The sequence below is a fragment of the Polycladospora coralii genome (assembly GCF_014773435.2).
Taxonomy (GTDB): domain Bacteria; phylum Bacillota; class Bacilli; order Thermoactinomycetales; family Thermoactinomycetaceae; genus Polycladospora; species Polycladospora coralii.
Window position 1 is genome coordinate 1 of record NZ_JACXAG020000011.1, and the last position, 26,772, is coordinate 26,772.

The 26,772-nt window shown below is 40.5% G+C and carries 28 protein-coding genes; 3 read left to right on the top strand and 25 right to left on the bottom strand.

The window, feature by feature from the left end; genetic code table 11:
• A partial coding sequence (locus IC619_RS15170) for a hypothetical protein (protein ID WP_213260952.1) occupies nucleotides 1–462 on the top strand: 462 nt, incomplete at its 5' end.
• A gap of 302 nt (nucleotides 463–764) precedes the next feature.
• Nucleotides 765–1,427: a hypothetical protein gene (locus tag IC619_RS15175; protein ID WP_191141024.1), complete on the top strand. Its 663-nt coding sequence runs from the start codon at nucleotides 765–767 to the stop codon at nucleotides 1,425–1,427.
• A 34-nt stretch (nucleotides 1,428–1,461) separates the two neighbouring features.
• Here the strand turns inward: IC619_RS15175 and IC619_RS15180 are convergent, their stop codons facing one another.
• The 22 genes from IC619_RS15180 to IC619_RS15285 form a co-directional block, all read right to left on the bottom strand.
• Nucleotides 1,462–3,453 carry a glycoside hydrolase domain-containing protein gene (locus tag IC619_RS15180; RefSeq protein WP_191141025.1) on the bottom strand — a complete coding sequence of 664 codons (1,992 nt, stop codon included), beginning with the start codon at nucleotides 3,451–3,453 and terminating at the stop codon, nucleotides 1,462–1,464.
• 98 nt (nucleotides 3,454–3,551) lie between these two features.
• Nucleotides 3,552–4,046 carry a sigma factor-like helix-turn-helix DNA-binding protein gene (locus tag IC619_RS15185; RefSeq protein WP_191141026.1) on the bottom strand — a complete coding sequence of 165 codons (495 nt, stop codon included), beginning with the start codon at nucleotides 4,044–4,046 and terminating at the stop codon, nucleotides 3,552–3,554.
• A gap of 50 nt (nucleotides 4,047–4,096) precedes the next feature.
• Nucleotides 4,097–5,029, bottom strand: a complete 933-nt coding sequence (locus tag IC619_RS15190) for a peptidoglycan recognition protein family protein (RefSeq protein WP_191141027.1) — start codon at nucleotides 5,027–5,029, stop codon at nucleotides 4,097–4,099.
• Nucleotides 5,030–5,170: 141 nt separating this feature from the next.
• Nucleotides 5,171–5,569 (bottom strand): hypothetical protein, encoded by a 399-nt coding sequence (locus IC619_RS15195; RefSeq protein WP_191141028.1) that lies wholly within the window; start codon nucleotides 5,567–5,569, stop codon nucleotides 5,171–5,173.
• A 187-nt stretch (nucleotides 5,570–5,756) separates the two neighbouring features.
• The gene (locus IC619_RS15200; RefSeq protein WP_191141029.1) at nucleotides 5,757–6,047 is read right to left on the bottom strand and encodes a hypothetical protein; all 291 of its coding nucleotides are present in this window, start codon (nucleotides 6,045–6,047) and stop codon (nucleotides 5,757–5,759) included.
• A 189-nt stretch (nucleotides 6,048–6,236) separates the two neighbouring features.
• Nucleotides 6,237–6,452, bottom strand: a complete 216-nt coding sequence (locus tag IC619_RS15205) for a hypothetical protein (RefSeq protein ID WP_191141030.1) — start codon at nucleotides 6,450–6,452, stop codon at nucleotides 6,237–6,239.
• 15 nt (nucleotides 6,453–6,467) lie between these two features.
• Nucleotides 6,468–6,731 carry a hemolysin XhlA family protein gene (locus IC619_RS15210; RefSeq protein WP_191141031.1) on the bottom strand — a complete coding sequence of 88 codons (264 nt, stop codon included), beginning with the start codon at nucleotides 6,729–6,731 and terminating at the stop codon, nucleotides 6,468–6,470.
• Nucleotides 6,732–6,766: 35 nt separating this feature from the next.
• Nucleotides 6,767–6,967 (bottom strand): hypothetical protein, encoded by a 201-nt coding sequence (locus IC619_RS15215; RefSeq protein WP_191141032.1) that lies wholly within the window; start codon nucleotides 6,965–6,967, stop codon nucleotides 6,767–6,769.
• Nucleotides 6,879–9,566: a phage tail protein gene (locus IC619_RS15220; RefSeq protein ID WP_191141033.1), complete on the bottom strand. Its 2,688-nt coding sequence runs from the start codon at nucleotides 9,564–9,566 to the stop codon at nucleotides 6,879–6,881. The genes IC619_RS15215 and IC619_RS15220 overlap by 89 nt, the downstream gene beginning before the upstream one ends.
• Nucleotides 9,563–11,983, bottom strand: a complete 2,421-nt coding sequence (locus tag IC619_RS15225; protein ID WP_191141034.1) for a distal tail protein Dit — start codon at nucleotides 11,981–11,983, stop codon at nucleotides 9,563–9,565. Before IC619_RS15225 ends, IC619_RS15220 begins: the two co-directional genes overlap by 4 nt.
• Nucleotides 11,984–11,990: 7 nt before the next feature.
• Nucleotides 11,991–14,765, bottom strand: a complete 2,775-nt coding sequence (locus IC619_RS15230) for a phage tail tape measure protein (RefSeq protein ID WP_191141035.1) — start codon at nucleotides 14,763–14,765, stop codon at nucleotides 11,991–11,993.
• 164 nt (nucleotides 14,766–14,929) lie between these two features.
• Nucleotides 14,930–15,340 (bottom strand): hypothetical protein, encoded by a 411-nt coding sequence (locus IC619_RS15235; protein ID WP_191141036.1) that lies wholly within the window; start codon nucleotides 15,338–15,340, stop codon nucleotides 14,930–14,932.
• 14 nt (nucleotides 15,341–15,354) lie between these two features.
• Nucleotides 15,355–16,299: a phage tail tube protein gene (locus IC619_RS15240; protein WP_191141037.1), complete on the bottom strand. Its 945-nt coding sequence runs from the start codon at nucleotides 16,297–16,299 to the stop codon at nucleotides 15,355–15,357.
• Between the two features lie 4 nt (nucleotides 16,300–16,303).
• Entirely contained in the window at nucleotides 16,304–16,768 is a 465-nt protein-coding gene (locus IC619_RS15245) for a hypothetical protein (RefSeq protein ID WP_191141038.1), read from the bottom strand.
• On the bottom strand, nucleotides 16,765–17,196 hold the full coding sequence (locus IC619_RS15250) for an HK97 gp10 family phage protein (RefSeq protein WP_191141039.1): 432 nt from the start codon (nucleotides 17,194–17,196) through the stop codon (nucleotides 16,765–16,767). Before IC619_RS15250 ends, IC619_RS15245 begins: the two co-directional genes overlap by 4 nt.
• Nucleotides 17,183–17,575, bottom strand: a complete 393-nt coding sequence (locus IC619_RS15255) for a hypothetical protein (protein ID WP_191141040.1) — start codon at nucleotides 17,573–17,575, stop codon at nucleotides 17,183–17,185. Before IC619_RS15255 ends, IC619_RS15250 begins: the two co-directional genes overlap by 14 nt.
• On the bottom strand, nucleotides 17,575–17,772 hold the full coding sequence (locus IC619_RS15260; RefSeq protein WP_191141041.1) for a hypothetical protein: 198 nt from the start codon (nucleotides 17,770–17,772) through the stop codon (nucleotides 17,575–17,577). Before IC619_RS15260 ends, IC619_RS15255 begins: the two co-directional genes overlap by 1 nt.
• Before the next feature lie 11 nt (nucleotides 17,773–17,783).
• Nucleotides 17,784–18,716, bottom strand: coding sequence for a phage major capsid protein (locus tag IC619_RS15265; RefSeq protein ID WP_191141042.1), 933 nt, complete (start codon nucleotides 18,714–18,716; stop codon nucleotides 17,784–17,786).
• Nucleotides 18,717–18,728: 12 nt separating this feature from the next.
• Nucleotides 18,729–19,694: an XkdF-like putative serine protease domain-containing protein gene (locus IC619_RS15270; protein ID WP_191141043.1), complete on the bottom strand. Its 966-nt coding sequence runs from the start codon at nucleotides 19,692–19,694 to the stop codon at nucleotides 18,729–18,731.
• A 13-nt stretch (nucleotides 19,695–19,707) separates the two neighbouring features.
• Complete coding sequence (locus IC619_RS15275; RefSeq protein WP_347239813.1) at nucleotides 19,708–20,571, bottom strand: phage head morphogenesis protein; 864 nt, start codon at nucleotides 20,569–20,571, stop codon at nucleotides 19,708–19,710.
• The gene (locus IC619_RS15280) at nucleotides 20,568–22,046 is read right to left on the bottom strand and encodes a phage portal protein (protein ID WP_191141044.1); all 1,479 of its coding nucleotides are present in this window, start codon (nucleotides 22,044–22,046) and stop codon (nucleotides 20,568–20,570) included. Before IC619_RS15280 ends, IC619_RS15275 begins: the two co-directional genes overlap by 4 nt.
• 325 nt (nucleotides 22,047–22,371) lie before the next feature.
• Nucleotides 22,372–23,172: a hypothetical protein gene (locus tag IC619_RS15285; protein ID WP_191141045.1), complete on the bottom strand. Its 801-nt coding sequence runs from the start codon at nucleotides 23,170–23,172 to the stop codon at nucleotides 22,372–22,374.
• Between the two features lie 202 nt (nucleotides 23,173–23,374).
• Here IC619_RS15285 and IC619_RS15290 point away from each other — a divergent pair, with 202 nt between their 5' ends.
• Nucleotides 23,375–23,950, top strand: a complete 576-nt coding sequence (locus tag IC619_RS15290) for a recombinase family protein (protein ID WP_191141046.1) — start codon at nucleotides 23,375–23,377, stop codon at nucleotides 23,948–23,950.
• A 3-nt stretch (nucleotides 23,951–23,953) separates the two neighbouring features.
• Here the strand turns inward: IC619_RS15290 and IC619_RS15295 are convergent, their stop codons facing one another.
• From IC619_RS15295 to IC619_RS15305, 3 genes are all read right to left on the bottom strand, one after another.
• Nucleotides 23,954–25,177: a PBSX family phage terminase large subunit gene (locus tag IC619_RS15295; RefSeq protein ID WP_191141047.1), complete on the bottom strand. Its 1,224-nt coding sequence runs from the start codon at nucleotides 25,175–25,177 to the stop codon at nucleotides 23,954–23,956.
• A complete protein-coding gene (locus IC619_RS15300) occupies nucleotides 25,167–25,718 on the bottom strand; it encodes a terminase small subunit (protein WP_191141048.1) in 552 nt (183 codons plus the stop codon). The genes IC619_RS15295 and IC619_RS15300 overlap by 11 nt, the downstream gene beginning before the upstream one ends.
• Nucleotides 25,719–26,374: 656 nt before the next feature.
• Nucleotides 26,375–26,752 carry a hypothetical protein gene (locus tag IC619_RS15305; protein ID WP_191141049.1) on the bottom strand — a complete coding sequence of 126 codons (378 nt, stop codon included), beginning with the start codon at nucleotides 26,750–26,752 and terminating at the stop codon, nucleotides 26,375–26,377.
• Between the last annotated feature and the right edge of the window lie 20 nt (nucleotides 26,753–26,772).

Consider the following 26,772-nt stretch of genomic DNA (forward strand, 5'->3'; position numbering starts at 1 on the left):
GTTAGTACAATCAGTGGCACATCTCTAACGGATGTCATTACCGAAATGAAAACGACTGAGGATAAAGAAGCCTTTATGGAGAAGTACGGCATTGATAAAGAAGCATTAAAAGCAGAATTAGATAAAATCCATCCGAATAAAAAAGGAAAAGGGGCACACAAAGAAGTTGCATTGAAAAATCTAGCATCTTATTTGAATAAGAGTGAAACAGAAACAAAAGCATTGATGGAAGAAAACGAAATTGGGATTAAAAAGCTAAGTACAGTAGCGGCAGTTAGTACAATCAGTGGCACATCTCTAACGGATGTCATTACCGAAATGAAAACGACTGAGGATAAAGAAGCCTTTATGGAGAAGTACGGCATTGATAAAGAAGCATTAAAAGCAGAATTAGATAAAATCCATCCGAATAAAAAAGGAAAAGAGCCAAAAGGCGACAAAACGGAGAAAAAAAGCTCCTAATACGTTTTCATTTCTCGATAAAAGGAAATGAAGTGATGAAGAGTGCCCCCTTATACAATGATAAGGGGGCTTTTCTCTGTTTGAGTAGCAATCTTGTTCAGTAAGAACAAGATGAGCTTACAATAATAGATAGGAGATGACCCTATAAGGATTCTCTTCTAATATTTTAGAAAGGACTCCTTATAGGAATAGATATGCTACCTTGATGGTAGTTTTTTGAATATGATGGAAGGTCTATGATATAACTAAGAAGAGAGTGTCTGTAACTTTATTTTGGTTGCAAAGAGGAGAGTGAGATTGTAATGGCCTTGAATAAGATGATCTACCTCAGTGTACTTTTGGTATTCAGCGGATTGATTCTTGTATCCTGCTCCGTGAATGAAGGAAATAAAGAAGAAGTAAAAAGTACTACACAGAAAAAAAATTCACAACATGATGAAAAAAAGGAAATGACACCTTTTGACGAGTATATTGAGAAAAACAAATATCCTGATACTTTTCTGCAAAAAGGTGAACTGAAAGATGGAGTTGCTAAGTTATATTTTTTTAGTGATTATGAAAAATATAAAATATCTTTAAATTCTTTATCAGAGGTGGATAAGACACTACTGCCCCAACACTTTGATAATTGGTCTAAGGGAGGAGATGCTGTGTATGGGAAAAGTGTAGAAGAAGCTCTTATTAATACATTTGAAATATACTGGTTGTTTCCAAAAGATATAAAAGAAGTTCATATGGAGATTCCTATAGATGGAAGTATATATATTTTCAAAGGAGATCAAGAAAAATTAAAAAAGTTTGTTCTCGATGATTTAACAAAAATAAGTGGTGACTGGAATCCTGACCGTCAAAAGCTACGCAAGGCTTTTGACACAAAAGATCCTGATTTTTTGGTTTTTATACGCGCCCGGATAGAACATGGCATTAGTAAACCAGTTCTCAAACCTTTTTTGTCTGTAAAGTAAAGTGAAGGAGAACCGAAAAGGTTCTCCTTTTGAGCTAGTTAAACGGTGTATCTATAACATATGAACTGGGCTCTACACGGTGAGTGGGTAAGTGAATCCACCCAGAAATACGTTCTCCATCAAATTCATTATTTTTATATCCACGAATACTAACAAATTGAATAGAGTCATCATCTACATCTGAAATAAATCCAGTATTCAAATCGAGTGTAAGTGCTGTACCTGCTGGCAATGTTCTATATTGCTCTTTGCTAATGTACCCTTTATTTAAGTAGAATTTGGTGGGAGACCTAAGAATGATTTCTTCCCAATTTTTTATAGGGTATAATTTAAATGTATCATCCATATATTGTGTATATGTTCCGTCTGAAGCTAACCATAATACTTGGGTTGTCCAAGTCGAATTTTTAAAGTCCCAAGTTCTAAAAGTCGCATTATTATTTCCCTTCTCCCAAAAATACCAAACTTGACCTTTTTTTACTTCTAAACCTTCAATGGCACTGTTAATATTACTCACCCAAAGTGAATGTGGTATTGGTTCGACCACAGATCGAACTGAATCATCATAACGCTTGATAACATGATCAAGACCAAAATTGAGACCGTCTTCCCCAGGACCAGTTTCTCTAATTTGATCATAGATCCAATTCCGTGGTAAGGGATAACCTAAGTTGCCACTAAAACCAGTAGACATGCCACTAACAAAACTTTTTTCAGCCAGTCCAGCCTCGGATACTTGAATGCATACATTTCTTGAACCATAGACTCCAATGTTGTAATTAGGGGATATACCTTCTGCGATTCCTCTGAAATGGGGAATGATATTATTTGTTATATCGCTTCCTAGAGCGTCGAAATCAACTGCAAAATAAATTGTTGTTCCTGATTTAAAACCATAACCTTCTGCTGCAGAGGCGGCGGCTGAACCATCTTCCAATCCTTGCTGATAATTGAAGTAATTAGCCTCACCGCCATAGGTTTGGTAGATTGGAAACATTGATAGACCTTCTTTAAAAATAGTTTGAAGTTCTCCTACTTGAATTTTCTTGTCGTGCACATTTTCATTTGTATGTGAAGCGTTTACTAAATAACGACCAACTGTTTCGTATCCTTTTTGCTTAAGCACTTTCGCGCGTTCAGAAGTAATTTCACGAATTGTATCACAAGCTGTTGTTGTGCGATGTGGATCACCTGTACTAACGAGTAGAGATGCCCAAGTTTGGAAGTCGCCAATACCTGTCGTTGGGAGAGTTACAAACTCTTGAAATTCCTTCACTTTATCACTTAGTAACTGGGAAAAAACACCATCAAAAGGTACTGCATAGTTATTAAAAATCATTGCTGCCTGGAATAAAGAAACAAATTTATTATCATTACCAATGGATAATGTCGGTAATAGTCTCTGAGTAGTAGGGCCAAACCGTCCATTTGCTACACTGTCGCTTAATCCTTCTTCATATTGAATAGCATATACCAAAGCCTTCTGTATATCGCGTGAGAACAAGCCATCACAAGGAATAAAATAAAAATTTTTGCGATGATTATAGTTTCTGTTTAACCATTGTTGAATATTTCTAACAGATCCACTACCGCCTGCTAATTGTACATAGGAATCCATATTCAAAAGTGCTTTAAATAATTTTGGTGTAACCACACCATCTGGGGTATATAGACCTATATTCTCTTTAATGTCTCGAATTGCTTCTGCTGTATTTAGATCAAAAACACCTGTAATACCGTATGGTTGGTATCCTTTACAATATAGACCGCATTGGATTATTTTAACAATATTAGAGTTTGTATTAGATGACATGGAAATATCACCTAGTCTCTCCAATGCTGCTAGCGTGCCTGACCCAAAGCTATGAGCGGTTTTTGTAATACCTAGTTCAAGTTGTAATGCTGTTGTTAGAGAAAACATGGTTGACCAACCAGTTCTCCCATCCTCAGGGGCAATTGTAAAGCCAGATCGCCCACTGTATTCACTATTTACCCACTGTTGTGCTTGAAGTACCATTTGATCCATATTAAACATCTCTCCTTTTTTAATTAGATGGGGATATAGACTTTTAAATCAAGCAAATATATATCCCTCATATATTAGTGGCATTCGTATGGCAAGCTCTATAATTCTTTCAATATATTTATCTTTTGTTCTGCACGATGAACGTACGATTGAATGGTAGACTTTGAACACTTTAAAAGTGATGCAACTTGTGCAAAACTAATTCCTTCCCCTCTAACAGCAACAAAAGACTCATACTCTGACCTAGAGAGTTGGTCGAGTATGAGTCTTAGTTGTGGATTTTCATGTGATGAACTATTTGATAGCATCACTTGATTTTCTCGCCATTCTATTTCTCGTTGTTGTTTTGCTGATAACCGGCTCCAGAAAATTTCCCGTTGATAACCAGCATAACGCTCAATTCCTCTACGCTTTTTGGGTTGAGATCTACATTTCATCCATTCCATCGCCCATTTTAAATCACGTTCCATACCACGTAGTAATTGAATGTCTTTTGGATCTTTCTTACTTGGATATTCTTTATTTGAAAGTCTATCTATTGCTTGTTGTATATGTTTTAAAGAAGTTTGATACTCTTTCATTAAATTTTCCAAGATGAGCCTCCACTCTTTGCTATGAAATATTCACAGTGAGCTACTTATCTTCAAAACAACTTCCCCCACGTATTCCGTCCCACGACGCCATCCACAGCCAACCCGTTAGCCTTCTGAAATGCACGCACCTTCTTCTCTGTCTTCGCACCGAACACGCCATCTACAGCGATACCGCCAAGCTTTTGTTGCACGACTTTGACGAGATTGCCCTTGCTGCCACGACGCAATATACCGCGATATGGTGGACTAGCTAATGCGCTACGCGTTTGATTGCCTACGATGCCATCTACAGTCAGCCCGAATGCCTTCTGGAACTGCGTAACAGCTCGTGCAGTTTTGGGGCCATAGATGCCATCGACAGACACGCCTAGAACCTTCTGTACGCTCTTTACAGCGTCAGACTTCATATAAGGGCGTTCTAGCTTTAGTAGATTGCTAGATTGGGTTCTAGGAGCTTTGTAGCTGGTTATAGTCGTTCCACTAGGCACTTCATTTCCGCGAATACCAAGCACAGCTCTATAGTTGAACACTGGACACTGTTTCCAAGAGTATCCGGGGAACTCGTTATGACCCTTGATCGCTTTCAAGTTGGGTAACTCTCTTTTCAGATACTGCACCAAGTTAACGAGAGATTCTTTTTGTGCAGCTGTCGGCTTCTCATAGCGAAAATCGCCACTTAAGCAAATACCGAGTGCGAATCGGTTAGAGTTACCCACATGATACGACTTTACACCGAGATCATGACACCACTTGATTGTTCCGTCAGCTTCAATGACAAAGTGGTAGCCGATACCTGGCCAACCATTATTTCTTGTATGATAACGTGCATAGGCTTCAGCATTGCAACCGCCTGATGATTGTCTAGCCAGTGAATGATGAATCGCAATATGTGTTTTGGATGATGCGCCGTAGTTACGATAGCTCCCTTTATGTGTTAACGACTTACGACAGTCTTTGAGTTTTGGTAAACTAGTAAAACTCATGTGAACACTCTCCTTTTGATAGATTATGAGAAAGCCGTGACTATCGTTACAGATGGTCACGGCTCACGAATTTTTATCCAATATAGCTGATAATACTCCCACCTCTTAGCGTTAGCGTAGGTGGTGAGTAGTTCTCTCGGATTAGTATCCTACTTTTGTAATTGCAGCTGTTTTGAAAGATCCCGGTTCTGAAGTATTTTCTTTATGCTGTTTAATGGCTTCTTTCAAGGTATAGAAGTGCATTCCTAAATAATCAACAGAAGTAGAGGCTGTATATTCCTGAACAAATTCGGTTTCAAAATCTTCACCTTCATCAACAACAGCAGTTACTTGGATAGTAACTGATTTAACAAATACCGATTTAACGATCTCATTCTGAAATTTTGCAGATTCCAAAGCTGTATTAATTGCTTCATGTCTGATATCTCTTAAGAGCAAGATTTCATCTTCATTTTCAAGTTTACTGCTATCAATTAACAATGATTTTTCAGTTACAGTATCCTCAATATTTGTTACTTCGATTTCGGCTTTAAATATCATATAAATTTCTCCTTTAGGTCTCTGTTTTAGAACGTTCGTTCTATATATATTTTACTTTGAATTTCAAAGGTCATGGTCTCAAGATAGTCTCAAAATAGTCTCAACATCAAAAGCCATGGCTAGGTATAGCCATGGCTTAGTTGACACAAGAGCAGTATATTTACCATCAATTACAATAAACAATTTTCTAGCTATCAACTACTGCAATAACAACAACAGTCACACTAGTCAAACTGTTATCTTGATGATTACCACTTCCATCTTGCATATTCGCCACTACAGAAACAGTAATTGTATCTCCAGCAACTGTTCTAGCACTTTCTATATGCAGGGATTTTATATGATGATCTTTACTCACATAACTAATATTAAATCCTTTAAGAAATACTTCAGATTGAATTACTTCTCCAGCAAAATTAAAGTCATGAGTTTGTCCAAAATTTACTGTCGCACTTCTAATTTCCGTCGATAATGACATAAAAAAAACCTCCAATCCCATCTCAAATTGAGAAGTCTCATCGGAATTCAACATAACTTGTCCAATCTCAATAAGATTCAACTCTGCTGATATAATATGCATTTTGTTAGAAAATGGTGACTATATATCACGGTTTTATGAAATTGAATATTGTTTTTCTTCAACAATAGGGGTATGCGATGAAAGCTATTATTTTTCTTGAACCTTTGCTCGCGTATTGGGATTATAAGAGAAAATACCCAATGCCACCGCAATTCCACATGCAGCGTTAAAAACCTCTTCCCACTGTGTCCACGACTCTGGTGCAATGTCCAGACCTAGCGCGGATGTGAGCAACTTCGCAAACGCAAAAAATAGACCCCATACCACGGGATCTTTAAGTTTAGATATAATGTTGGTTTTCATGTGTGATTCCTCCATCTATTTAATTAGTAGTCTTAAAACATTAGACAAGACGCTTGCGATAACTAGCCCCCATAACCATAGTTGCCTTGCCTCCACTTTCTCAACATATTTGAAAGCTTCATCGGCCCTACTTTTTGCTTCAGTGACTTTGCTATCTTTGATTTGACACTCTAAATGATCCAATCTAGTTTCAATCCTCTGTAACGTCTTCTGCATCTCTTGCACAGAGTCATAAACCTCCTTAGATGAGATCAGCACTCCGTTTTCCTTTTCCGCCACACGTATCACCTCCTTGGCGGCATAAAAAAAAGCGCTTATGCGCCAGTTTGGTCGTTTTCTTCTTCATTTTGCTCTTGCTGCATCTGCTGTAACATCATGAATTCTTCATGTTCTAACTGAGATAAGAGCTCATTTACAATCATTCGGTTAATCGTGATCCCTAGTTGATTCTCCCGAACTAGCTGAATTAGCTTTGCTTTTGTTTGATTGATCTTTAGTTCTACTGGTGTCTGCATTGTTTCCCTCCTCAACAATATCTTCATATATGGACATATCTTCGAAATATTGATTAGTTCCTTTTCGTGTACCAATAATGCGCAGTGATACGATTCCTTCTCCTTGAACAACAAACGAATTTGCACTCTTATCTGCCACAATAACGTCACCACGACTTGGGAAAACGTCATATTTACCATCAAGAGCCTTTGATAAGCGTTCATCAAGGGTAATCGTTACACCTTCAGGCTTTATTTCCTGATCAAAAATAACATCTTCAATCAAGATTCGAGGTGAGTCGATTGGCGACATTCCCCAGTTCTTTCCGTCGAGTTCGATTGATCCCCCTGACTTGGTTCCGTTAGCATAGAAGGTGTGTTTTGCTTGTCCACCTGCATAGATAGCTACATTGCCATTGCTGGCCTGCAAAATGTAATTGCTATCGCTTTGTTGCCAACGCGCGACGTTCCGGTGAACATTGATTTTACATGTGTCGGGGCCAATTTGAAGCAAAGTTGGCTCGACATATAAGTGCGATCTATCTAGATTGAAAATAGTATTATAGTTGCTTTCCCCCTCGATCAAATTAACTTTAAATGATCCTTCGACTCCTTGATCCTCGTAATCGCTTATATATACCTGTACTCCACTTACATAGCTAGAAGGATTTGAATTCGGGAAAATCCCACGATGAATTCGAATGCCAGGCGCATCGAAGATCCCGCCTTGAGTATTTTCGCTTCGCGGTCTAGAATCAGCGAAGATCTGCATGTCGACGTAATCATCCTTTGAATCTGAAACAGGCCCATAAAATTGAGATAGTTTTGATGCACGGTTTACCCGTAGTATAGGTTGTGATGTGTATTCTCCATTTCCATCAGATTTTGCGAAACCAAGATTTATAAAGTCTTTATACGTCACAACCCCTAAACCGCGATATGAGGAGTTGTTACCCGTGTCACTCCCTGAAGATAACCACATTAACCCCACAGTTCCAGCTTCTGTATAACTAGGGTTTGGATCATACATACCGTGATCGTATATAGTCATTGAGTATGCGCCAACCGATAACGAATGCTTCCCATTATAGTATGTTTTGAACTGACCATCTTTAAGATAGATTGACCTATCTGTTCCAATCGACTGTATATTGACCAGCTCTGCATTGAGTGTACCAGCATTGATTTCATTTGCATTGATACCCTTTCCTGTGATGGCTGTACGCCAATTAAACGAACCATCTGGCAAGGTGCTATCCGAAAGCAACATACCACCAGACGTAAGATATACAGCTTCGGTGGGATTATCGGATTCCTTGGCGTTTGGGATAAAAAGACCTGGATACTGTTGGGAATCGCCCAAATATAAATGCGATGTTGCCGATATGACGCGCTTTTTAGCAAGGTCTAATTCACTTTGGAGCCAATCAACGACATCCCCAGTAGCTACCTTTTTATCAATTTTGCTTTCGAGTTGCCGAACAATATCGTCAAGCTCCCCGACTGCGTTTCCGAGTGTTACGCTTGTATTCTCTGTACGCAACAAGTCTTGTTCCAATTCAATCACACGAGCTTCCACCCTCACATCCCAAGCAAAATTGTTGTCGATGACTCGCACTGTGTCGCCTAGTCGGATTGCCTCATGCGTATATAGATGTTCGAGATCCACGACGCTCATTTCATAGGTGATGCTGGGTTCATTCATCTGTTGCAGTTGCTTCCAAGTCTCATTCAGAAGCTCTTCGGGGTCTTCTATTTCTTCGTTTACATAGACGCCATACCTGTGACGATAAGTACCGTCTGGGTTTCGATGCCCCCATCTAGTCATCGCTACAAAGTCTTCTACATACTCCTGTCCGGCTGGTTTTTCAGTAGGATCACGATCTAATTTACTCCACTCGACACCTTTAAACGTGATGCGCCGGCCGTAACCTCCGCTGTCGGTTTCTTCACCTTTCCCACGACCATAAAGCGCCGTCTTAACATTCTTCATGTCCACTGTGCGGGTGACGCTTGTTAGGTCTTTGCTGTACTTGAACCGCTTACCTGAGTCAGAACCTAGACGCTCAAATAGATCAACATAACGCCCTGTTATGGTGTTATCGTCCGCTATCGAGACACGGAAACGAACCTCGCCGCCCCAGTTTTCAATCACCTTTTGAATACCAGACATAGCCGAATCGTAGTAAACGTTAGTGCTAGATGTTCCGAGATTGTCCACCGTGCCTACTTCCCATAATGAATTACCTAATATGCGATCAAGCGCATCCTTAGCCGTAGTATTGTTGAGTCTCACATCCGTTATAAAGTCGTCATTTAACTCAGAAACAGCTAGTTCCTCGGTGTAAAACTCCCGAACTAGACCGTTGCTGTCGTGGGATTCCTCCTCCTCTGAGATCACAAAACAACGCGGTATATTGTCCATGTCATGCCACACAACACGATTCCCGTACTTAATCTGTTCGCTATCTGGGTGATCGGATGGAACAGAAAAAGTGAGCGATACCTCACCATTTATCTTCTCTTTCAGTATGACTGACAGCAACGGAATACTTTCCGGAGCATCGTTACCTATCGCCAGCTTAAGCGTGTCATGTTCAAAAATAAACAACGTGGTCATTTGAATCGTTCCCTCCATTCTGCTCTGATTTCTGCGACTCCGCTTGGATCAACCGTGAGCGTGTTGATCCCCTTTTGTAAGCTGAAAAAGTCGCTTGTGATTGACAATGAAGCCATCTCAACTCGACCATTGGTGATGATTTTGTTGGTGCTGCAATCAATTTCCAGTGTGTTGTCTTTTATAAATGGCTTGATTATATAGATAAACTTGCCTGACTGGACATGCAGCAGTTTAAAATAGCCACAGTCAGATGAAAAATTGACATAAAAAATAGGATACGCTTCTGCGGTACCCTCATAGGTGATGGTGCTATTGATATTGGGATGAATTTTGACCGTTTGACTGTGCAATAGTGGTGTGTACGTGCCATCTGATAGCAAAACTTGTTTTGTGTAGAGTGACCGCCCCTGACCGCTCTGTCCCTCTATGTCCGGAATTGTACCTTCGTTTGATACCTTCTGCCATGCATCATTGCTTGGTGAATCGCCTGTATTCACGACTTGCGTGTAAACTTCGATGTTTAGCGAGTTATTCGGTGTTCCGTCCCAACCGAGAAAACTAGACCCGATTTCTTCTATTGTATCTAATTCGGTTGGATCTGATATGCGTTCACCTGTTGTATAGTAAGCAGTATCTAAAGATATGGTGTAGTTTTGTATCTCTGGTGTGACTGTATTATCTGATGTCGATAGCTCAAATTTAACAGCCAGACTTGAACTTGATAGGTCTGTACTCGGTTCAATTTGGGGTATGCTGCCACCATTCGATATTTCTTCATATGCACCATCAGACAGCGAAACTAGAGCTTTAATATTCGTTCCATTTGGCTTCGTTTCGTTCCATGAAAGTATCGCTTGCTTAGCCTTCTGAACCTGTTGAATAGCTGCATCAGAGATAATATAGTTTCCCGAACTGTAATATGCAGCTGTTCCGCTCGTAATGGAAAAACTGACATCTGAGATTGTAGGTAAGTATGAAACATCGTAGGCTTTAAGTGTCATATACGCAACTACTTTCATATTGGAAAGATTGTCACCATGGTTTAAATAGGGTAAGGAATCCCCATTTACAACTTCAACTAACTCTTTCCATTCACCATCTTTAAACACGCTTACTTCAACCATTGCAGAGCTATCCCAACCATGTAAACCGCTAGGAGCAACTGAATTAAAACTGATAGATCCCGATTGATAAGTGTTTAAATTAGACAAATCAACCTCAAATTCTCTGTTTTGAATATAGGGAACTGACTTTTCAGCAGTATCTATTGCCCCTGATGACATGTAGAACTGTGAAACCTCCAAAACACCCTGACTAGATGTGTCTTTATCAATAATGAACTGAATGCGTGGGCTTAAGCTAATTATTGCAGATTGATTCAATATTGTAGTGAGAACTCCGTTTGTATACACATTAGCTCTTGTGTCTGACTTAACAACCACTCTGATGCGAGTCCAGCTATTTGCTTGAGCTAAAGTAACGTTAAAGTGGTATTGATACGGCCCACGTTGTTCGACCAGATATAAAGATGCTCGTGTCGTGTATCCGTTTTTCGGATTTGTTGGTGGTGTCAGTCTGTACAGAAACTCATAAGTATATGGGAAACTCATGTTAGGAACTTCTTTCACGAGGGCTGCACTTACACCAGCGCTTTGACACTTAGCACCGTTTGTAGTCTGAGTAAACGGTGTAGTCAGACGGGATTCCCAACCAGTATTAGACCAGTTACTCATGTTATCTGAAAAACTCCAACTTGGAAGACCAGACATGGCAAAATCCCCGCTTGGATCATTGATTGTTGTAGTACTTGGGGTGCTGGTGCTATCGAGTATAAGTTTGTTATTTAACGTTTTGGTTTGTGTATGCAATCCATTCCATGTGTTGACTGTATTCGTGTAATCCGTTCCAACCTTCTCCAACTCTAACCCCTTCGGCGTTGCTTTTAGCCCTGTGAGTGTACCCGTTTGCCATTCGGTTTGCTTGTCGGTTGTATGTTCGATACCTGAACCGTCAATCTGCTGCTGTTTGGTTTGACCGAATGCGTGTGGATCAGGCAGTATGAAAGTCAGCGTGTTTTGCCCCATGCTGATTAATTGGTCTATGTCAGTATTTCCGCTTAGTCGGCCATAATAAATCTTATCGGGTTCATCTGAAAAAATGAGTTGTTTTACTCGTTCACTATGCAGCCATGTAGCAATCTCTCGAACAATTTGACGTAAACTTTCAGGTGAACTAGCTGATATTGTTACATCGATATCAATTTGTCTTTCAGATTCTTCTATCCCAAAGTCATACGTACCAGATCGTCCAGGCACTTGAACAAGTTTATCTTTTATAGAAGGTAAAATATCACGTTTGATATTGTTAACTAGAAAGTAGTTTGAGCTATCAATTCCGTCAAATTTGAATGTAATCATGTCATGTTTACCCGCCTAACCCTTTAGATTCGCGTCGTCTGACTTTGTACATCTCTTTTGATATGAAAGGTTGTAACGCTTTCGCAAACTTCTTGATATCATCGTCAGACCGAATGGTTACGGGCCCGTTAATGTTGACTTGTATGACTTCACTATCGTTAGAGCGATTCACAGTTATTCTACGCGCAATAGCGTCGGCAAATGGTCCCATTCTAGGTCCAGACAATGGTACAACGGCTTCGGGACCTTTTTCACCTACACCAATCACACTAGGTCCTGCAAAAACCCCACCTTTTGCGTACCAGTTGACGTTGAACCCTGTGGGATAGCTAATCGTTTTACCCAATATTGTTTTACTAGCCGTTCTTAAGCTAAATTTTGGCAACCTTGGCAGTGTTGGAGTGGGTATTTTCAACTTAAGTCTACTGAAAAAACCTTTGATCTCACCGATTTTCTTTTTCACCCAATCTTTTGCTGATGTAATGGGATTCATGATAGCATTTTTGACTGCGGTAAATTTGCTCCTTGCCGATGACAGAATACCTTCGAACTTGGTAGTGGCATCATTTTTCATCGATGTAAACTTATCTTTGACCCATTGCCAGGACTCGGATACTTTGTTGGATATGGTGGTTTTGATACTATTCCAAGTCTCGTTGGTTTTGTTAAATGCTTTGACCCCAAAATCTATTAAGAATCCTAGTATTTTCCCAACGAAACTCGCTTTAAATAATCCTGTAACGATATCCCAGACACCTGAGCAGATACGCTTTATGTTCTCCCACATGCCTTTCCAATCACCAGTGAACAGATCGACAAAGAAACCGATCACACCTGTTATAATTTTGAGAGCACCGCTAATCACGGATTTTATGAGTTCCCACGCAGTTTCAACAATGGAAGAAATCAACGGCCATACCCAGCGGAAAAGTTGAACTAGTATTAGTAAGGCTAACCCTATAGTTGCTCCTAAGAAGCTAGATAACCCTTCTACGATAGGTTTTAATCCTTCCCAAGTGTCATCCCACCATGTCTTTAAGTCAGAAAAGGTTGTTTTAATCCATTCGACAATATCCTTAACTAGTGGTAGAACTGTCGTTTTAATGTCGTTCCAAGCACCTTCGAAAACTGGCCCAACTGTTTCCCAATTCTCTATTAACCAGTCAATCCCATCAACGATCAACAAGATTGCTGTAATGATAATCGCACCCCATGGACCACCTAAAAAACGACCAAATACACCGAGTTTACTTAATAAGCCAGTTGCTCCTTTACCGCCTCCTTTGAAGAAGCCGAAAATGTCTTTTCCGAGGTTAATTACTTTAGTTCCCAAACCACCGAAAATCTTGCCAAAATCAATTCCAAAACCTTGAAGTAGTAGCATCCCACCACCTAGACCAGCGAGGGTTTGCATCAATCCTTGTGTGGAACCATCCAAGGAAGAGAATTTTTCCATGAGCCCACCTAGATGCTCGCGTATAAAGCCTTGGATGTGATGACCAGTAGTGTCGTATTGGGTGCCTAATGTACCGGTGGTGTCAGATACTTCTTGCGTAGCATCTTTAGTCTCAAGCCATTTAGGAATTGCTCTATCTAATGCCGCTTGATTATCTTCAGCAATAGAACGGAATAACCGAAACTGTGTATTTGCTTTCTTCTGAGGGTCTTTTATTGAATTAACGCCTTCTAATATCTTGTAAAATGCGTCTCGGCCGGCTTCTCCCCCACTTGCGAAGTCTTTTATGATTCGATCTGCTTCAGCTTTAGGGAACATCTCCCTGATTGCCTTTTGTGTATCCGTACCAGTAGTAGTTACTTCGGTACCCAGCTCCCGCACTGCATTAGCTAACACATCGGTGTTACGTGCACCTGCGTCCATACCACCATCTAGAATATTGAACATATCGGATGCATTTAATCCAATACGCGAAAAATCCCCTGGGTACTCGTTTAAAGTATCGAGCAAATCGCCAGCATCACCAGTTCCTAGTTGAAAGGAACGCGCAATTAAATCTAACTGTTGGGCTTCGGTTGCGCCTGGAAAGTTTGGTGACATGGTCCGTAATGCCTCAGTCATTTCTCTTGGTTCAGCTCTTAAGTCACGAAAGCGATCACGAACCATGAAAATATCTTTGGCTAAATTTTCTAGGGTAGGACCGGTTTCGCCTGTAGCACGATTTAAGAGAGCTACCGTTTGTGTAGCTTCGCCGAGCGAATCACCTAAATTATTTTTATATACATCAATTGCCACACCACGAAATTCTTCAGCTACATCTTTGGTTACTCCTAGTTCGGCTTGGAGTGCACCAACACTCGATTCAACATCATTGAATGATTTTGACACACCACCTAATGCAGCACCACCACCTAATGCACCAAAGTCAATCCCATCTACTGCGCGTTCTACATTTCTTGCTTCATCAGCTATAGCTTGTAGTTCTCGTTCTGTCTTTGCGGATTGTTCCGCCGCTGCATCGCCCATATCGCGTAATGCTTTTTCTACTCGATTGACTGCAGCAACAACTGCGATTTCATCTACATCAATGTCTAAATCACAGTCTGGTAGACTCTTAAGTTGTCGTTCTATCCGCTCGACATCAGCAATTACATCAGCTACATCTGCATCTATATCAACATCAGGTAATGATTCGATTGCTTGATCTACATCACTTATAGAACGCTCTATTGATAGAAATGAACGCCTAGCATCGCCTGCAATATCATCAAATACATGTGAAGCCTGATCAACTGCGGATATTATGATCTCAACTGCTCGTGCCATGCGTTCACCCCTTTCTTTTACTTCCTTTAAATGTTTTTTTGTGTTTTTCTTGTTCTTCGTTCCATTGAATAACCAACACATGACGCTGTATTGGTGTTAAATCAGATATATCAGTAGGTGACATATGCAATTTTGAGACTAAGATATAAAAAGTATGGGCTTCATTACTTTTTGCGAAAGGAATTTATGTCTTTACCATCCTTAGATGATGATGTGGATATTTCAAAGGCTCGTTCCCCAACTTGTTCAACCCACTCTGGCAACCACTTTTCATCAATTAAATCTCTGGTCCATGCTTTATCAATTGTTGCTAATGCCGAAGCTTCTAGCCATGCTATATATTTAGCCTCTGCCATTGATCCAGCATCTGTTTCCATGGATTCCCTAGATATTTTATTGCCAACTTTATCACCTCTGATTTTAATCGATGCGGTGGAAATGCGTTGTACTCTCGCTATTTCAGAACTTCTGAGTGGGCGAATAGAGACGTGATAAGACTCACCGTTACGTCCTTTTAACTCAACTTGTTCCTCATATTTGATTCCATCTAATAGATCTGGTGTTAATTCTTTCATAATAAAATCTCTCCTTATGCGGCGGGTTCACCGTATTTTTCAACATCATTTGTGACACTAAATTCAATTGGTCCTGTACTATCACTTGCAACTAAACCGCGTACTGTAGCGGATTGTTCAATACGATCACGACCAGAAAGTGGCTGAGTCATCGTTGTAAATACTGCACGCGGAACGATAATATCCATGTTCTCTCCTACGTTGATAGTGATAGGAAATTCCACAAGTGAACCTGATGTAGGGCCTGTAGCACTTCCCCAAAATCGCTCTAACTGTGTGGTTGAAAAGAAAGATAGTCCTAATTCCAACTCCACCATAAACGCGCCACGGAATGCCCGACGTGGGAATCGGCTACCAATCGTCATACCAGCCTCATTGTCTGCTCCGGTCTCTAGCTTTAAAGAAAAGCTTTCGATATAAGCAGACTCGTCCACACCATTGATCATGGCATTCACTTGATGGGGCGCGTAGATTTCGCCACCTGTCCAATTAGGAATCGCAATCGAAGCTTTCTCATCTCCTCCAGCTTGCATCTCCACGGTTCCCAATAGGAACGCATCGTCCAATTCCATTTCAATAGAAGAAACAACGCACCCAGGAAAAACATGTTCAAAGACGTCTTTCCCTACACGAGATGTAAAACTAGGCATTAATGCGCTTGTGTGTGGGAAGAAACGGTGTGTATATGATGGGCTGTTTCCAGTCACCTCATATCCTCCCATTGCAAATTTAAAGAACCACGGGAATACTTTGAGGTCTACAGGAGTTGTTACAGACCCTTCTGAACGATAGGGACCAGGTGCAACAATTCGATCTAAGCGAGATACCCCCTCATAGATCAAGGCTTGATCACCAGTAGGATCAAGTTCTGCACTTTCAGGGTCAATGGTTTCGGTTGCTGGAACTGCAGTTGCAAATGTGGACTCTTCACCAAAACTAAAATATCTTGTCACTGCCATGTGGTCACTTCCTTTCTCTTCTTTGAATGCGAAAAGCGAACTCACAAGATGCCCAATACACCTTGGAATTCGCTTCAGCTTCATATGATGGATCTATGTTAATCGGTCGTACATCAAGCACCTTTCCGCTTAAGGTTCGATCTGATAACAGGACATCGTACACTTTTGCAGTTAGGTCTTCCGCCTGTTCTTTTCCATCTTCGGGATTATTGACCGAGTATGCCATTGTAACAAACGTAAATGTAAAGTCATGTAGTTCTGTATGACCACCTCTTAGATCGGGTTGATGTGGTACAGGTAATACCCACAGTAAAGGCATACTGCTCGTTTTACCAATGTTTACGCGGTCTCCATATACCACAGTTTGGATATTCTTTAAACCGTCGGTACTTTTGAGTTTTGCAAGTAACTCGGTTTTGATCTCCTTACGTATATCCGCTAGGTTTCGGCTATCTGGTGTATAGCTCATAACAATCCCACATCCTCAAATGCCATTTCTACAAACTCTTTACGTCGGTCTTCCGTTTGATCGATGGACTTCTCAATATACTTCTTGCCCTGCACACCCTTTACACTCTTAGCGAAAACCATTTTACCGTTCCATTCAAATGCAAGCACCTTTGCCCTTACTGGTGTAATCTCACGACGTTTGGGGCCATATATGCCTGTTCCATCATTTTGAAATCGCGCATAGGTTACGTTGGTATAGATAAGATGTTTGTGTGTACCACTTCCACGTAATTGCCATGAACCAGCAAGACGGCCATGATCGGTAGGAGAGTTTTCGCGAACGTTTCCCCATAGCTCCGTTGCGGTATACTCACTGGCTTTCTGTGTCGCTTTAGCAGTAAGCCTTGCCATTTCTTGAATGAGATTGAGTGTGCTAGTTGCTGGCATTCTCCCACTCCTCTCCAGAATGGAATAGGTTGATTGTTCGTTTCACGTAAGGCTTAAGCTCTTGATCCAGTGATTTTACGACCTCGGAAGCATCCAGCATTTTAATAGTGAATTCATTAACCTGTACAATGCTTGATGTTCGATTTTGCATGGCATAGGTAACCAGTTTGGCTATTGTACGTAAGGCTACCGCTTCAATTCCTTTGTATCGACTGTCATCAATTGGTATCACTTCACCTAAACGCGTGTTAATCTCAACACCAATATGCGTGATCCATTCGTTTAAAATAGCGTCAAGTTCTATATCCGACATATCGTCCGATAGCCTATCAGTTGTGAGCCCTGTAAGCTGTTTGATCTGATCGGGTGAGCCGTACATCATTTGCCGCCTATGCTTTTAGCTGTCTTTGGTTTAGATGGCTTTGTTTCTGTTACTTCTAAATAGCGACATGCAGCAAGGAGCGTTAAATGCCCCTTGTGCGTAAGTTTGATTTCCTTTTCTTCATTTGGTTTAAACCGATGTCCTAACCGATCCACCACGCGATCTTTACCAATGTTCTTTACTTTTACTAGCATCGCTTAGCCTCCTATGAACCAACATAACCACTTGCTACTGCTACTGCGTTTTCATCTTCAAAATGGCAATCGGTTCGTAATGAGTTTACAAAGTCGGTTTTACGTAGCTTTGGGACACGATCTTTTTCAATAGTAATGTCACGGTATAGACCATACACAAGGTTGTTTGCAGGTGCGAGCATTGCATATCCAGCAGGCATTTGTGGCACATATTCAAGGGCTATCCCTTTATAATACAGTCCTTGTGCAGATGTTTGTGCTGCATCACCTAGCGATGTTTGACGATTACGTAATGTATTGCGGTAGTCGTCTTCCATCTCCCAAGTAACGTAGTATTTCCACTCCGTTTTATTGCGAAGGTATTTTTTTGGTACAGCCTGTAACATGACATTTAGCATCGATTCGATTTTTGTTTTATCAAATTTCCCTGCTTCTGGTGCATCAGCCCCAGTTACCTTATTGGCCGCTTTAATTAACCAGCCGTCGGTTACTTTTAGAAGACTGTCCGATTCACTTTTGTCACCACTTAAATAGAGATGTTCTAAGTCTAAGCCGATCTGCCCACCAAGAAGGTCAATCAATGTATTTTCAAAATTTCCTTTTTCAATGTTATCTTCCAATGTCCGATCTGTTAGCCCTACGAAACCAGTCAACTCTTGTGCGTCCAGCTTGTTCATGGGAATGTTAACTTTTTGCTCACTGGTAACTGAATCTGTTTCACCCGTTGCCGCTAAGATTTGACCACCGAATTGAATGCGGTCAATCTCTCGCGTTGGTGCAGTCATTGTGATTCGACGTGCAGCCGATAACAATGGTGTAGAGTCTTCCACCACTCGTATAAACCGTTCCGCCTTTTGTGGTTTAAGCAATCCAGTTGTAATGTCACTCGTGGTAATCGCTTTGTACGCTGTATCTAACTTGCTTAAGATATCTACTTGACTCATATTGATAACCTCCTATGAATTAATGCGTCTTCCAAACGCATCTCGTTTATGTTTTTCTTTTTCACTTGCTTCAGGTGTGTTGTCGCCATCTTGCCCCTTCAATTTTTGGGAATTAAAAAAAAGCCCGCTATGTCTGGCTTTTTGTGCAACTTCTTCAAGTTCTTCAATTTTTTCTGTGAGAGTGTTGTATTCGTCCTTTGTTAATGTAACTTGATCTGACTCTTGTTCTTGTGCAGCAGGGGGGTCATTTGTTTCTTGCTCTGGGATATGATCTGTTGATTCCTCTTCCTTGTTGAATTCTTTGGCCACCTCTTGAAAAGCTGTCTTTACTGCAGTATCAATCATGGTTTGAACATCCTCTTTGGTCATATCATCACCTTTTTTCCCTGGGGGATCAGCGTGTTTAAACGACTGTATAAACTTGGCGAAGAACCCACCGTTACTATCTGGCTTCTCTTCTACCTCATCTGTCTTTGACTTGATCACTACAAACTTAGCCTTAGGTACACATGGCTCATCAACCAATGAAACCGCATTTACAATCCAATCTTCACCCAAGTCAGCTAATGTAGTACGCTTAAGTGCTGCGTTTATCTCATCATCTTTCTTTGATTTCATAACAGCTGATTTAATTCCCATGATTGAGAAACCTGTTAGCTTTCCTTCTTTAACTGAGCTCCAAGATTCATCATCAGTAACACGCACCCCCATCATCCATGATCCCTTAGGTACAACCATATCTCCATAGGTCAGATCAACAGGTGTAATATAACTCTCAACCATACTGCCTACATTGTTCAAAGTGTGTTGCAGGTCGATATTCGCATACTTATCAGCGAAGTCATGTGCTACCGCTTCAATCTTATCCGCTGAAACGACATCACCGTCATGATCAGCTTCACCTGGTACCATAACGGGACCATATACAATACGTTTTTCATAGCTCTTCATTACAAGCGGTGCTGTTAACTCTGGCATTTTCCTTCCTCCTTCATTTTCGGTAAGGTGTTGATGTGATCATTTCTCCACGTCTAGGAAAATATGGACGTATCCGACAGCGGCAATTGATCCACTCGGCGATAGGTCCTGAACGATCACCCGGCGTGCGAAGCCCGTTCGAAAAGGCTTCATCTACCTTCACAATCTCGCCATGCATCTTGATATGGTTGGCTTTGTCTTGTGGTTCTCTGCCTCTTACCCGTCGATCTCTTGCAGTAATCCATTGTTTATAATTTACATTCAGATCATTTAGGGTTTGCTGAACGCCTTCATTTTGTGCTGAATTAATCTCAGTGCGTGCAATCAGTTGTAAACGATGTTTGCGCAGTAAGCGTATTTCTTGTCTCAATTGTTGTGCTGCATCATCAATTCCTAGACCTTGTTCATAAGACCGTGCAAGATTATTTGCCACATCGCCTATGATTCGTCGTGCGGTGTCTTGGCTGAATGTATAAACCTTTTCGCGCAGTAAATCACGAGTCCAAGGATCGAATTCAGTAAACGAAAGGTTTAAACCTTGATCGGCAAGTGCTTCAAATGCTATCAAACGCCCAATGTGATACTGAGACAATGCATCTTCTATGATGGTTTCAGAAGCGTCATCGTATAGAAATGACAGATACTCGGTAACAAATAGCGTTCTTCGCTCGGCGTCAGTGGGAATGTAGCCCATGCTAATGAATCGAGATATCAACCGATTCTCTACGCCAACAAACAACCGATTGAGCTTTCTATATAACGCTTGCTCCGCATCGTCTAGATCGTCATCAACCCCCTTCATGGCTGGTAGTGTGCCACATGAACATAAAAAAGAAGTGACTTTCTCTAACATCACCTCTGCTTTGTGTGTATTCACTTGGTCACCACGTCCAGTAAACGACTATGCAACGACTTCACCGATTGGATCAATTCATCTGATTGCGGGAGTCCCCCGATTCCCATTTCATGAATTGGTGTTCCGCCAATAAATGGCTGATTCATGATCGGGTTATCTATTCGCTCTTTGCCCATTGATTCTCGTATATCGTTTGGCGTAAGTACACCTAGTTTAAAGTATCGCTCATTTATTGCGGATTCTCTTTCCTGGTCCCGTGTATCAATGTCATTGAACTTGAATTCCCAATCGGTTATACCAAGTGAATCCCGTAGGACATGACGGTCTATTCTTGCTTCAATGATTTCTTGACGTGGGTTAATGATCGACTGTTTGTAAATCTCCGTTGACTCTGTGGCTGTGCTTCCCCCTAGACTTCCTTCCTGTGCGATGCCTGCGCGATAAGGTGGGACCCCATGAGCGGATAGGACTTCATCACGATTGTCTAGACGATATAAGCGGAATGATGCCTCTTTCATGTCTACCGCTAACTTTTCAAAGTTGAATTTAACGGGTGGACCATCACCGCCCCGATGTTCTGCGGTCAAAACGAGTGTAGAGTGTCGATTCTCTTTTAAGTCTTTTTGAAAGTACTGCTTAATCTGCTTCACTACCTCTTCATCTAGGTCAGCACCTTCGACCGTAACAGCATAGGCAGGTATGGCGAAATTCTCAAAGAAATCTATGTTGTACTCTTCCCGTTTCTTGTCACCTAGCAATGCACCCAGGGCAGGTAGGACGTCAGGAATCCCATAGTAATCCGAACGCGGCGAATAGTTCATAATGTGTATGATTTCGTTTCCTCGTTGGTCAGGATCGAGCTTTCCATACTCATGTAGGTCGCCTGTGTCCTTGTCGACATCGTAGGGAGAACCACACCGGATAAACCATCGCTTTTGATTTCCTCGCATCTGCACAAATCGAATGTCGTCAATGTGCAGCCTCATGGTGTGAGCTGGTATCGTTTCAATACCTTTTATCCGATTGACATTTACACCATTAGCATTTTTTACTTTCTGCTTGGGATCTCGAATAACTTCAAGATATCCATTACCCACACTCTCAAAGTCAATCATCCAGCGTTCCAATACTTCGCCAAATGTATCCTCTACATGCGGTCGTTTGAAAAACTCCTCGGCTGTTTCTTTTTGTCCATCGTTTGGATTGCTAACTTTCTGGTTGGGTTCCAAACGCCAACCTAATCCGACGGTATCCCGTGCTTTTGTTTTGACCGCTCGGAAATGGTATGTGTTTAGTTCCATTAGTTCGGCTAACTGTTCGGGATTATACAAGGGAGCCACAATGCCTTGTTGACCATCATATGCATTACTGAATGGGTCATTTATTTGCTTTGATCCGCCTTGGCTTTTATGGATGGCATATTGGTCTAGATAGTCGGATGAAACAACATCACCGTCCTTGAGTACATAGGCTTTTACACTCGGTTTACCTGTCACGCTAACACCTCCTATCTATATACGTGAGTCTGTAGGCGTTCTAATTCGTCGAGTGCCTTTTCCAGTAATACATCTTCATCCTCATCGCTTGCAGGAACGTTTAAAGTATGAACCCCGTGAATGAGTCTGTATAATGCATCTCGACAATCGCCAACGTTAACAGGTTCTTTTTTATATTTCGATTTGATCACCACCTCTTTTATGCCCTAATTAATCACAAAAGAGACCATATTATGGCCTCTTTTGATTGGTAGGACGACATTCTCATTAAGCCATGATGTGATAATCGAACATCATCATTAGAAACGATTAAAATATTGTTGTACTATTCTAAGGAATTATTGTATTGGATAACTTGTTTTGGCACATGAACTTCAGTTGTTCTTTCTATACCTGAAAGACTCAGAATTTTAGTAGTATCTGTTTGAGTAGGCGTGCTATAGTAGATTCCAACTTCAGTAGTATTTACTCTAAACTTATCGAAGCCGGTTGCACTGTAGTAATCACGTCTAACATAAGGGTCATTTGGACCCGTGATGGTCATGGTTATAGTATTTGTTTCTGACCACGAACCAGTCTCTCTATAGTTAGATCCGAAGCTTACATTGATAGCTTCTTTTAAGGGTACAGATACTTGACTACTATTTGAATACTCCGTGCTACCTGAATTCGTTACGGTTTTAGTTTTGGTAATTGTTTGTCCATTTAAAACACTGAATATATGCTGCTGATTTGTAAATGGCTTTGAATTGTATTCGATAAGAGTTTTTCCTGTAACCTTAACGCCCTTAGAACCGAAAAGAATGCCAATGTAATACTTAAACTGGTTTCTAATGTTACTACAGGCATCGTACACAGGTTTAGACATTAAAAACCAATTACTATAATTACCACCTAGACTGTAGTCATCAAGATTACAAGATATTGCTCCATTTGCATTGTATACGATTTTCGATTCCTTTTTAGTCAGATTAGGCTTAGTGTCTTTTTTGACAAAAGAATCATAACTTTTAAATTCTTTTACCGTTACATAATCCTCAGGATACTGTGTTTGTGTAGCAAAAGTAGTCACCGGAAACGTAAAAAAAAGTGTTAATGCAAACAAAAGAGGTAATATTTTCTTCATTACACGACACTCCTTTTTTTCTTAATATTCAACCTATATTTCATTGTAGTATTAAGATTTATAGGATGGTGTGATTTTGGTCACAGTAGATATTGTGTTTTGTCCCAATTAACCTCGGTCTATTGAAACACTATTGAATAACCCATATAATTAAGTTGATACTGTCCCATTTACATATCCCAAAAATAGAGGGTGTTTTTTCATGATTTATGGCTATGCTCGTGTCTCAACTGGTCACCAAGATATCAATTTGCAAATTAGCGAACTTGAAAAGTATGGTTGCGAAAAAATCTATCAAGAAATCGTGTCCGGCAAAAATTTGGATGATCGTAAACAGTTACAAGAATTAATTGATGCTACACAAGAAGGAGATACAGTCGTATTTACAAAATTGGATCGGTTCGCACGCTCTGTAATTGATGCCCGCAACATCGCAGAAGCTTTGCATGCAAAAGGTGTCATTATGGTAGTACTCAATTTCCAAGGAATGAAGTTTGATCTGTCAACTCCTACAGGAAAACTAATGTTAACTATGTTCGCCGGCTTTGCTGAGTTCGAGCGTGAGTTGATGCTAGAGCGTCAGCGAGCAGGTATTGAGCGTGCTAAAAAGGCTGGTAAGTATCAAGGCAGAGTCAAGAAATACCACTCCAAACATGCTGGAATGGCTCACGCCCTAGAGCTTCGTAACACCACTGATAAAACGGTTAAAGAAATATGTGATATAACGGGTGTCAGTCGATCAGCTCTATATCGAGAATTTGAAAAGATGAATTCATGATGATTAGTACACTTTCACCTTCGGGCGTTTAGTCATGTATTCCTCGCAACCATAACGAATTGCATCTATCGCATGGTTATCCTTGTCCACCGGAACAGGCAATACATTTCCTTGCTTGTCTTCTTTGCGCCGATAGGTTTGGAATTCATTCTTTGTATTCTGGCATCGAACATCTATTATGATGCGTTGTTGTTGTAACCATTGAATACCGAAGCGTATAGAGTCAGGTCCTTTTTTAGCGCCAATAGCACGCACACCCAAATCATTTAGTTCTTTGATTGATTTCGGCTCTGCACTATCACATACAACAACTTGATCCTCAATGATTCTTTTCACATCGTTTGCCAGCATGTCATTGGTCATTTCTTTTTCATATAGTTCATCTAAAATGTATAGTGTCTTGTGCTTTCTATCATAGTGCATGTGAATGAGTGCAGCAGGATCATCACCATATCCGAAGTCTAACCCATTATTAAACCGGTCAAAGGTTTTGCGCATATCTGATAAATCCTGAATCTCCCAATTTTTAAAGATGACGTTACCAAGCACACCCCAATTTCCATAGGTATAAACCTCCTTGTAATAGGAGTCGGTTTCATTTTCTAGCTCAGCAATGTCATCTGGTTCCAGAAAGTCGTTGTTTTTATAAGTGGTTTTTAAGATAGACAGCTTATCATCTCGGTAGGCTGTTTTTGCGTCATCCGATCCCCCGAAATACTCTTTGTATATCCAGTGGCTTTGCAAGATTGGGTTGAACGATAATATCAGACGTTTCTTAGCTTTTGACCGACCGCGTAGACGTTTACCAAGTTGCTTAACTGCCTGGTATTTCGTTTCCGTCGCTTCCTCAACCCAGACATCCGTGACAACGCCATCAATTGGTGTTATTGACTTGATCTTCTCAGGATCGTCCAAGCCAGCAAAGATAATCTGTTTATTGTTGAGCTTGCAAGTGATAATCATATTTGATTTGTTGACATTAAAAAAAGCCGATAGGTTCATCGCCCCAATCGCCTTCGTGATTTCATTGAATACCGATTTTTTAACTGTATTGAGAACGTTACGTACAATGAGATAGTTCCGATTCCCACTAAGAACATCAAGTACGGTGCGTTGTGCTAGGAAGAAACTTTTTCCCGATGACGATCCCCCAAAGAATAGTTGTGTGCGGGTGTCATCTTGCAAATAGGGCATGTACACTTGGTTGACTGTTACATCAATGTTCATCCTTGGAACCTTTCACATTGATGTTTATACTCATATCCGCTTCAAGATTCATCTTGTCGTTGAACATGCCCAAGTGCCTTCCTAGCATTTCGAGTGCTCTCATACGATCGTTCATTTTAACCGTTACCTTTCTCCCATCCTTCATAATGGTTTCGCTCACTTCAGATAATATGGTTCCGTCTACTTCATCAGATGGCTTTAAGTCAATTGTGAGCAGGTTTTCCATGACAGGCTCACCCGTCTTTTTGTCACGTTTGATCATGACGTCCTCGTGTTCCCATGTCACCACGTCTTTGATATCGGCAAATGCGATCTTTGCCCACTGTTTGAGTACCATATCTGCGGTGACTTCTGTTCTGGCTTCACGTTCGCCTAGGGCTTTCTGTATAGCGGTTTGAACCTTAACATTTCTCAACAACCTTGATCCAGTTGCTTCCGCTGTTTTCTTGCTATAACCTGCACGAATTGCCGCTTGTGTTGCGTTCAAATCGATCAAATATTCTTTCACAAATGCTTGTTGTTTAGGTGTCAGTTTTGCCATATCACATGTCACCTCTCCTCCTTACTGTTTTGCATGCGGGAAATACATAAGGTATAAAAGTAAATCTAGTGATTGGCGGCGTAAGTGGGATACGTGTAATCTAGAAAAAGCACCTCAACGGGTGCTTATATGCAGTAATTATTTCAGCTATAGTTCTATATAATAGCAGAGGCTTCAACTTTTCTTTTGTATGTTCTGGTCTTAGATTATTTTCTTATAGATCTAACAATACTACGTGTTATAAAAATAAGAAGAACGATGGAGATTATTAATACTAGAGTACCTGTGATACTCAACTTTCCACCATTGATAACGGTGATGAGATGCAAAATAATCACTCCTAACGGTAGATTCACTTATTCTAATACAAAAAATAATGTCCTTCAAGAACGTGAATTACCAAGTGATTTTACCAGGATTAATAGAAAAAGCACCTCCTGGGTAACTGACCGTTGCTGATGGAATTACAGTTGAATAGGTCACACTGTAGGAGTCATATTGATTAGTTATTTTTGTTACGTACGTACTAATATGGGCTATTGATGTAAATAAGCACTGATCGTATATTTAGAGACTCATCCAGAAGCTCCATACTAGCATAATAGCACCCTAAAAATCGTAAATCCTGCCATTACTGCCAAAACTGCCAAAATATTTTACTCGAAGTATTGCCACTTTCTTTTGATTAAGAAAAAAATAATGATTGCACCTATTAGGTCACCAAAGTTAGGCAATGCATCATGCATGAAATATAGAGACAGTGCTATTATAAGTCCAATAAATTGAATAGTGAAGTATGCATACACTGCCCATCGTTTCCAACAATACATACCAATGGAAACGATTAAACTGAAAATTACTATAATAGGCGACACCCAATAAAAGATCAATTCTGCGTACTTAGAATGGAACTCTAGAGGCAAAGGTTCATTCATAATAAGTAATGTGATGAACACGAATAGGCCTATAGAATAAGAAATCATCATCAACCATAGTACGATTGTAAGTAAAATACCTCTTTTTTTGTTTTCCATACAACTCACCTTACTATTTA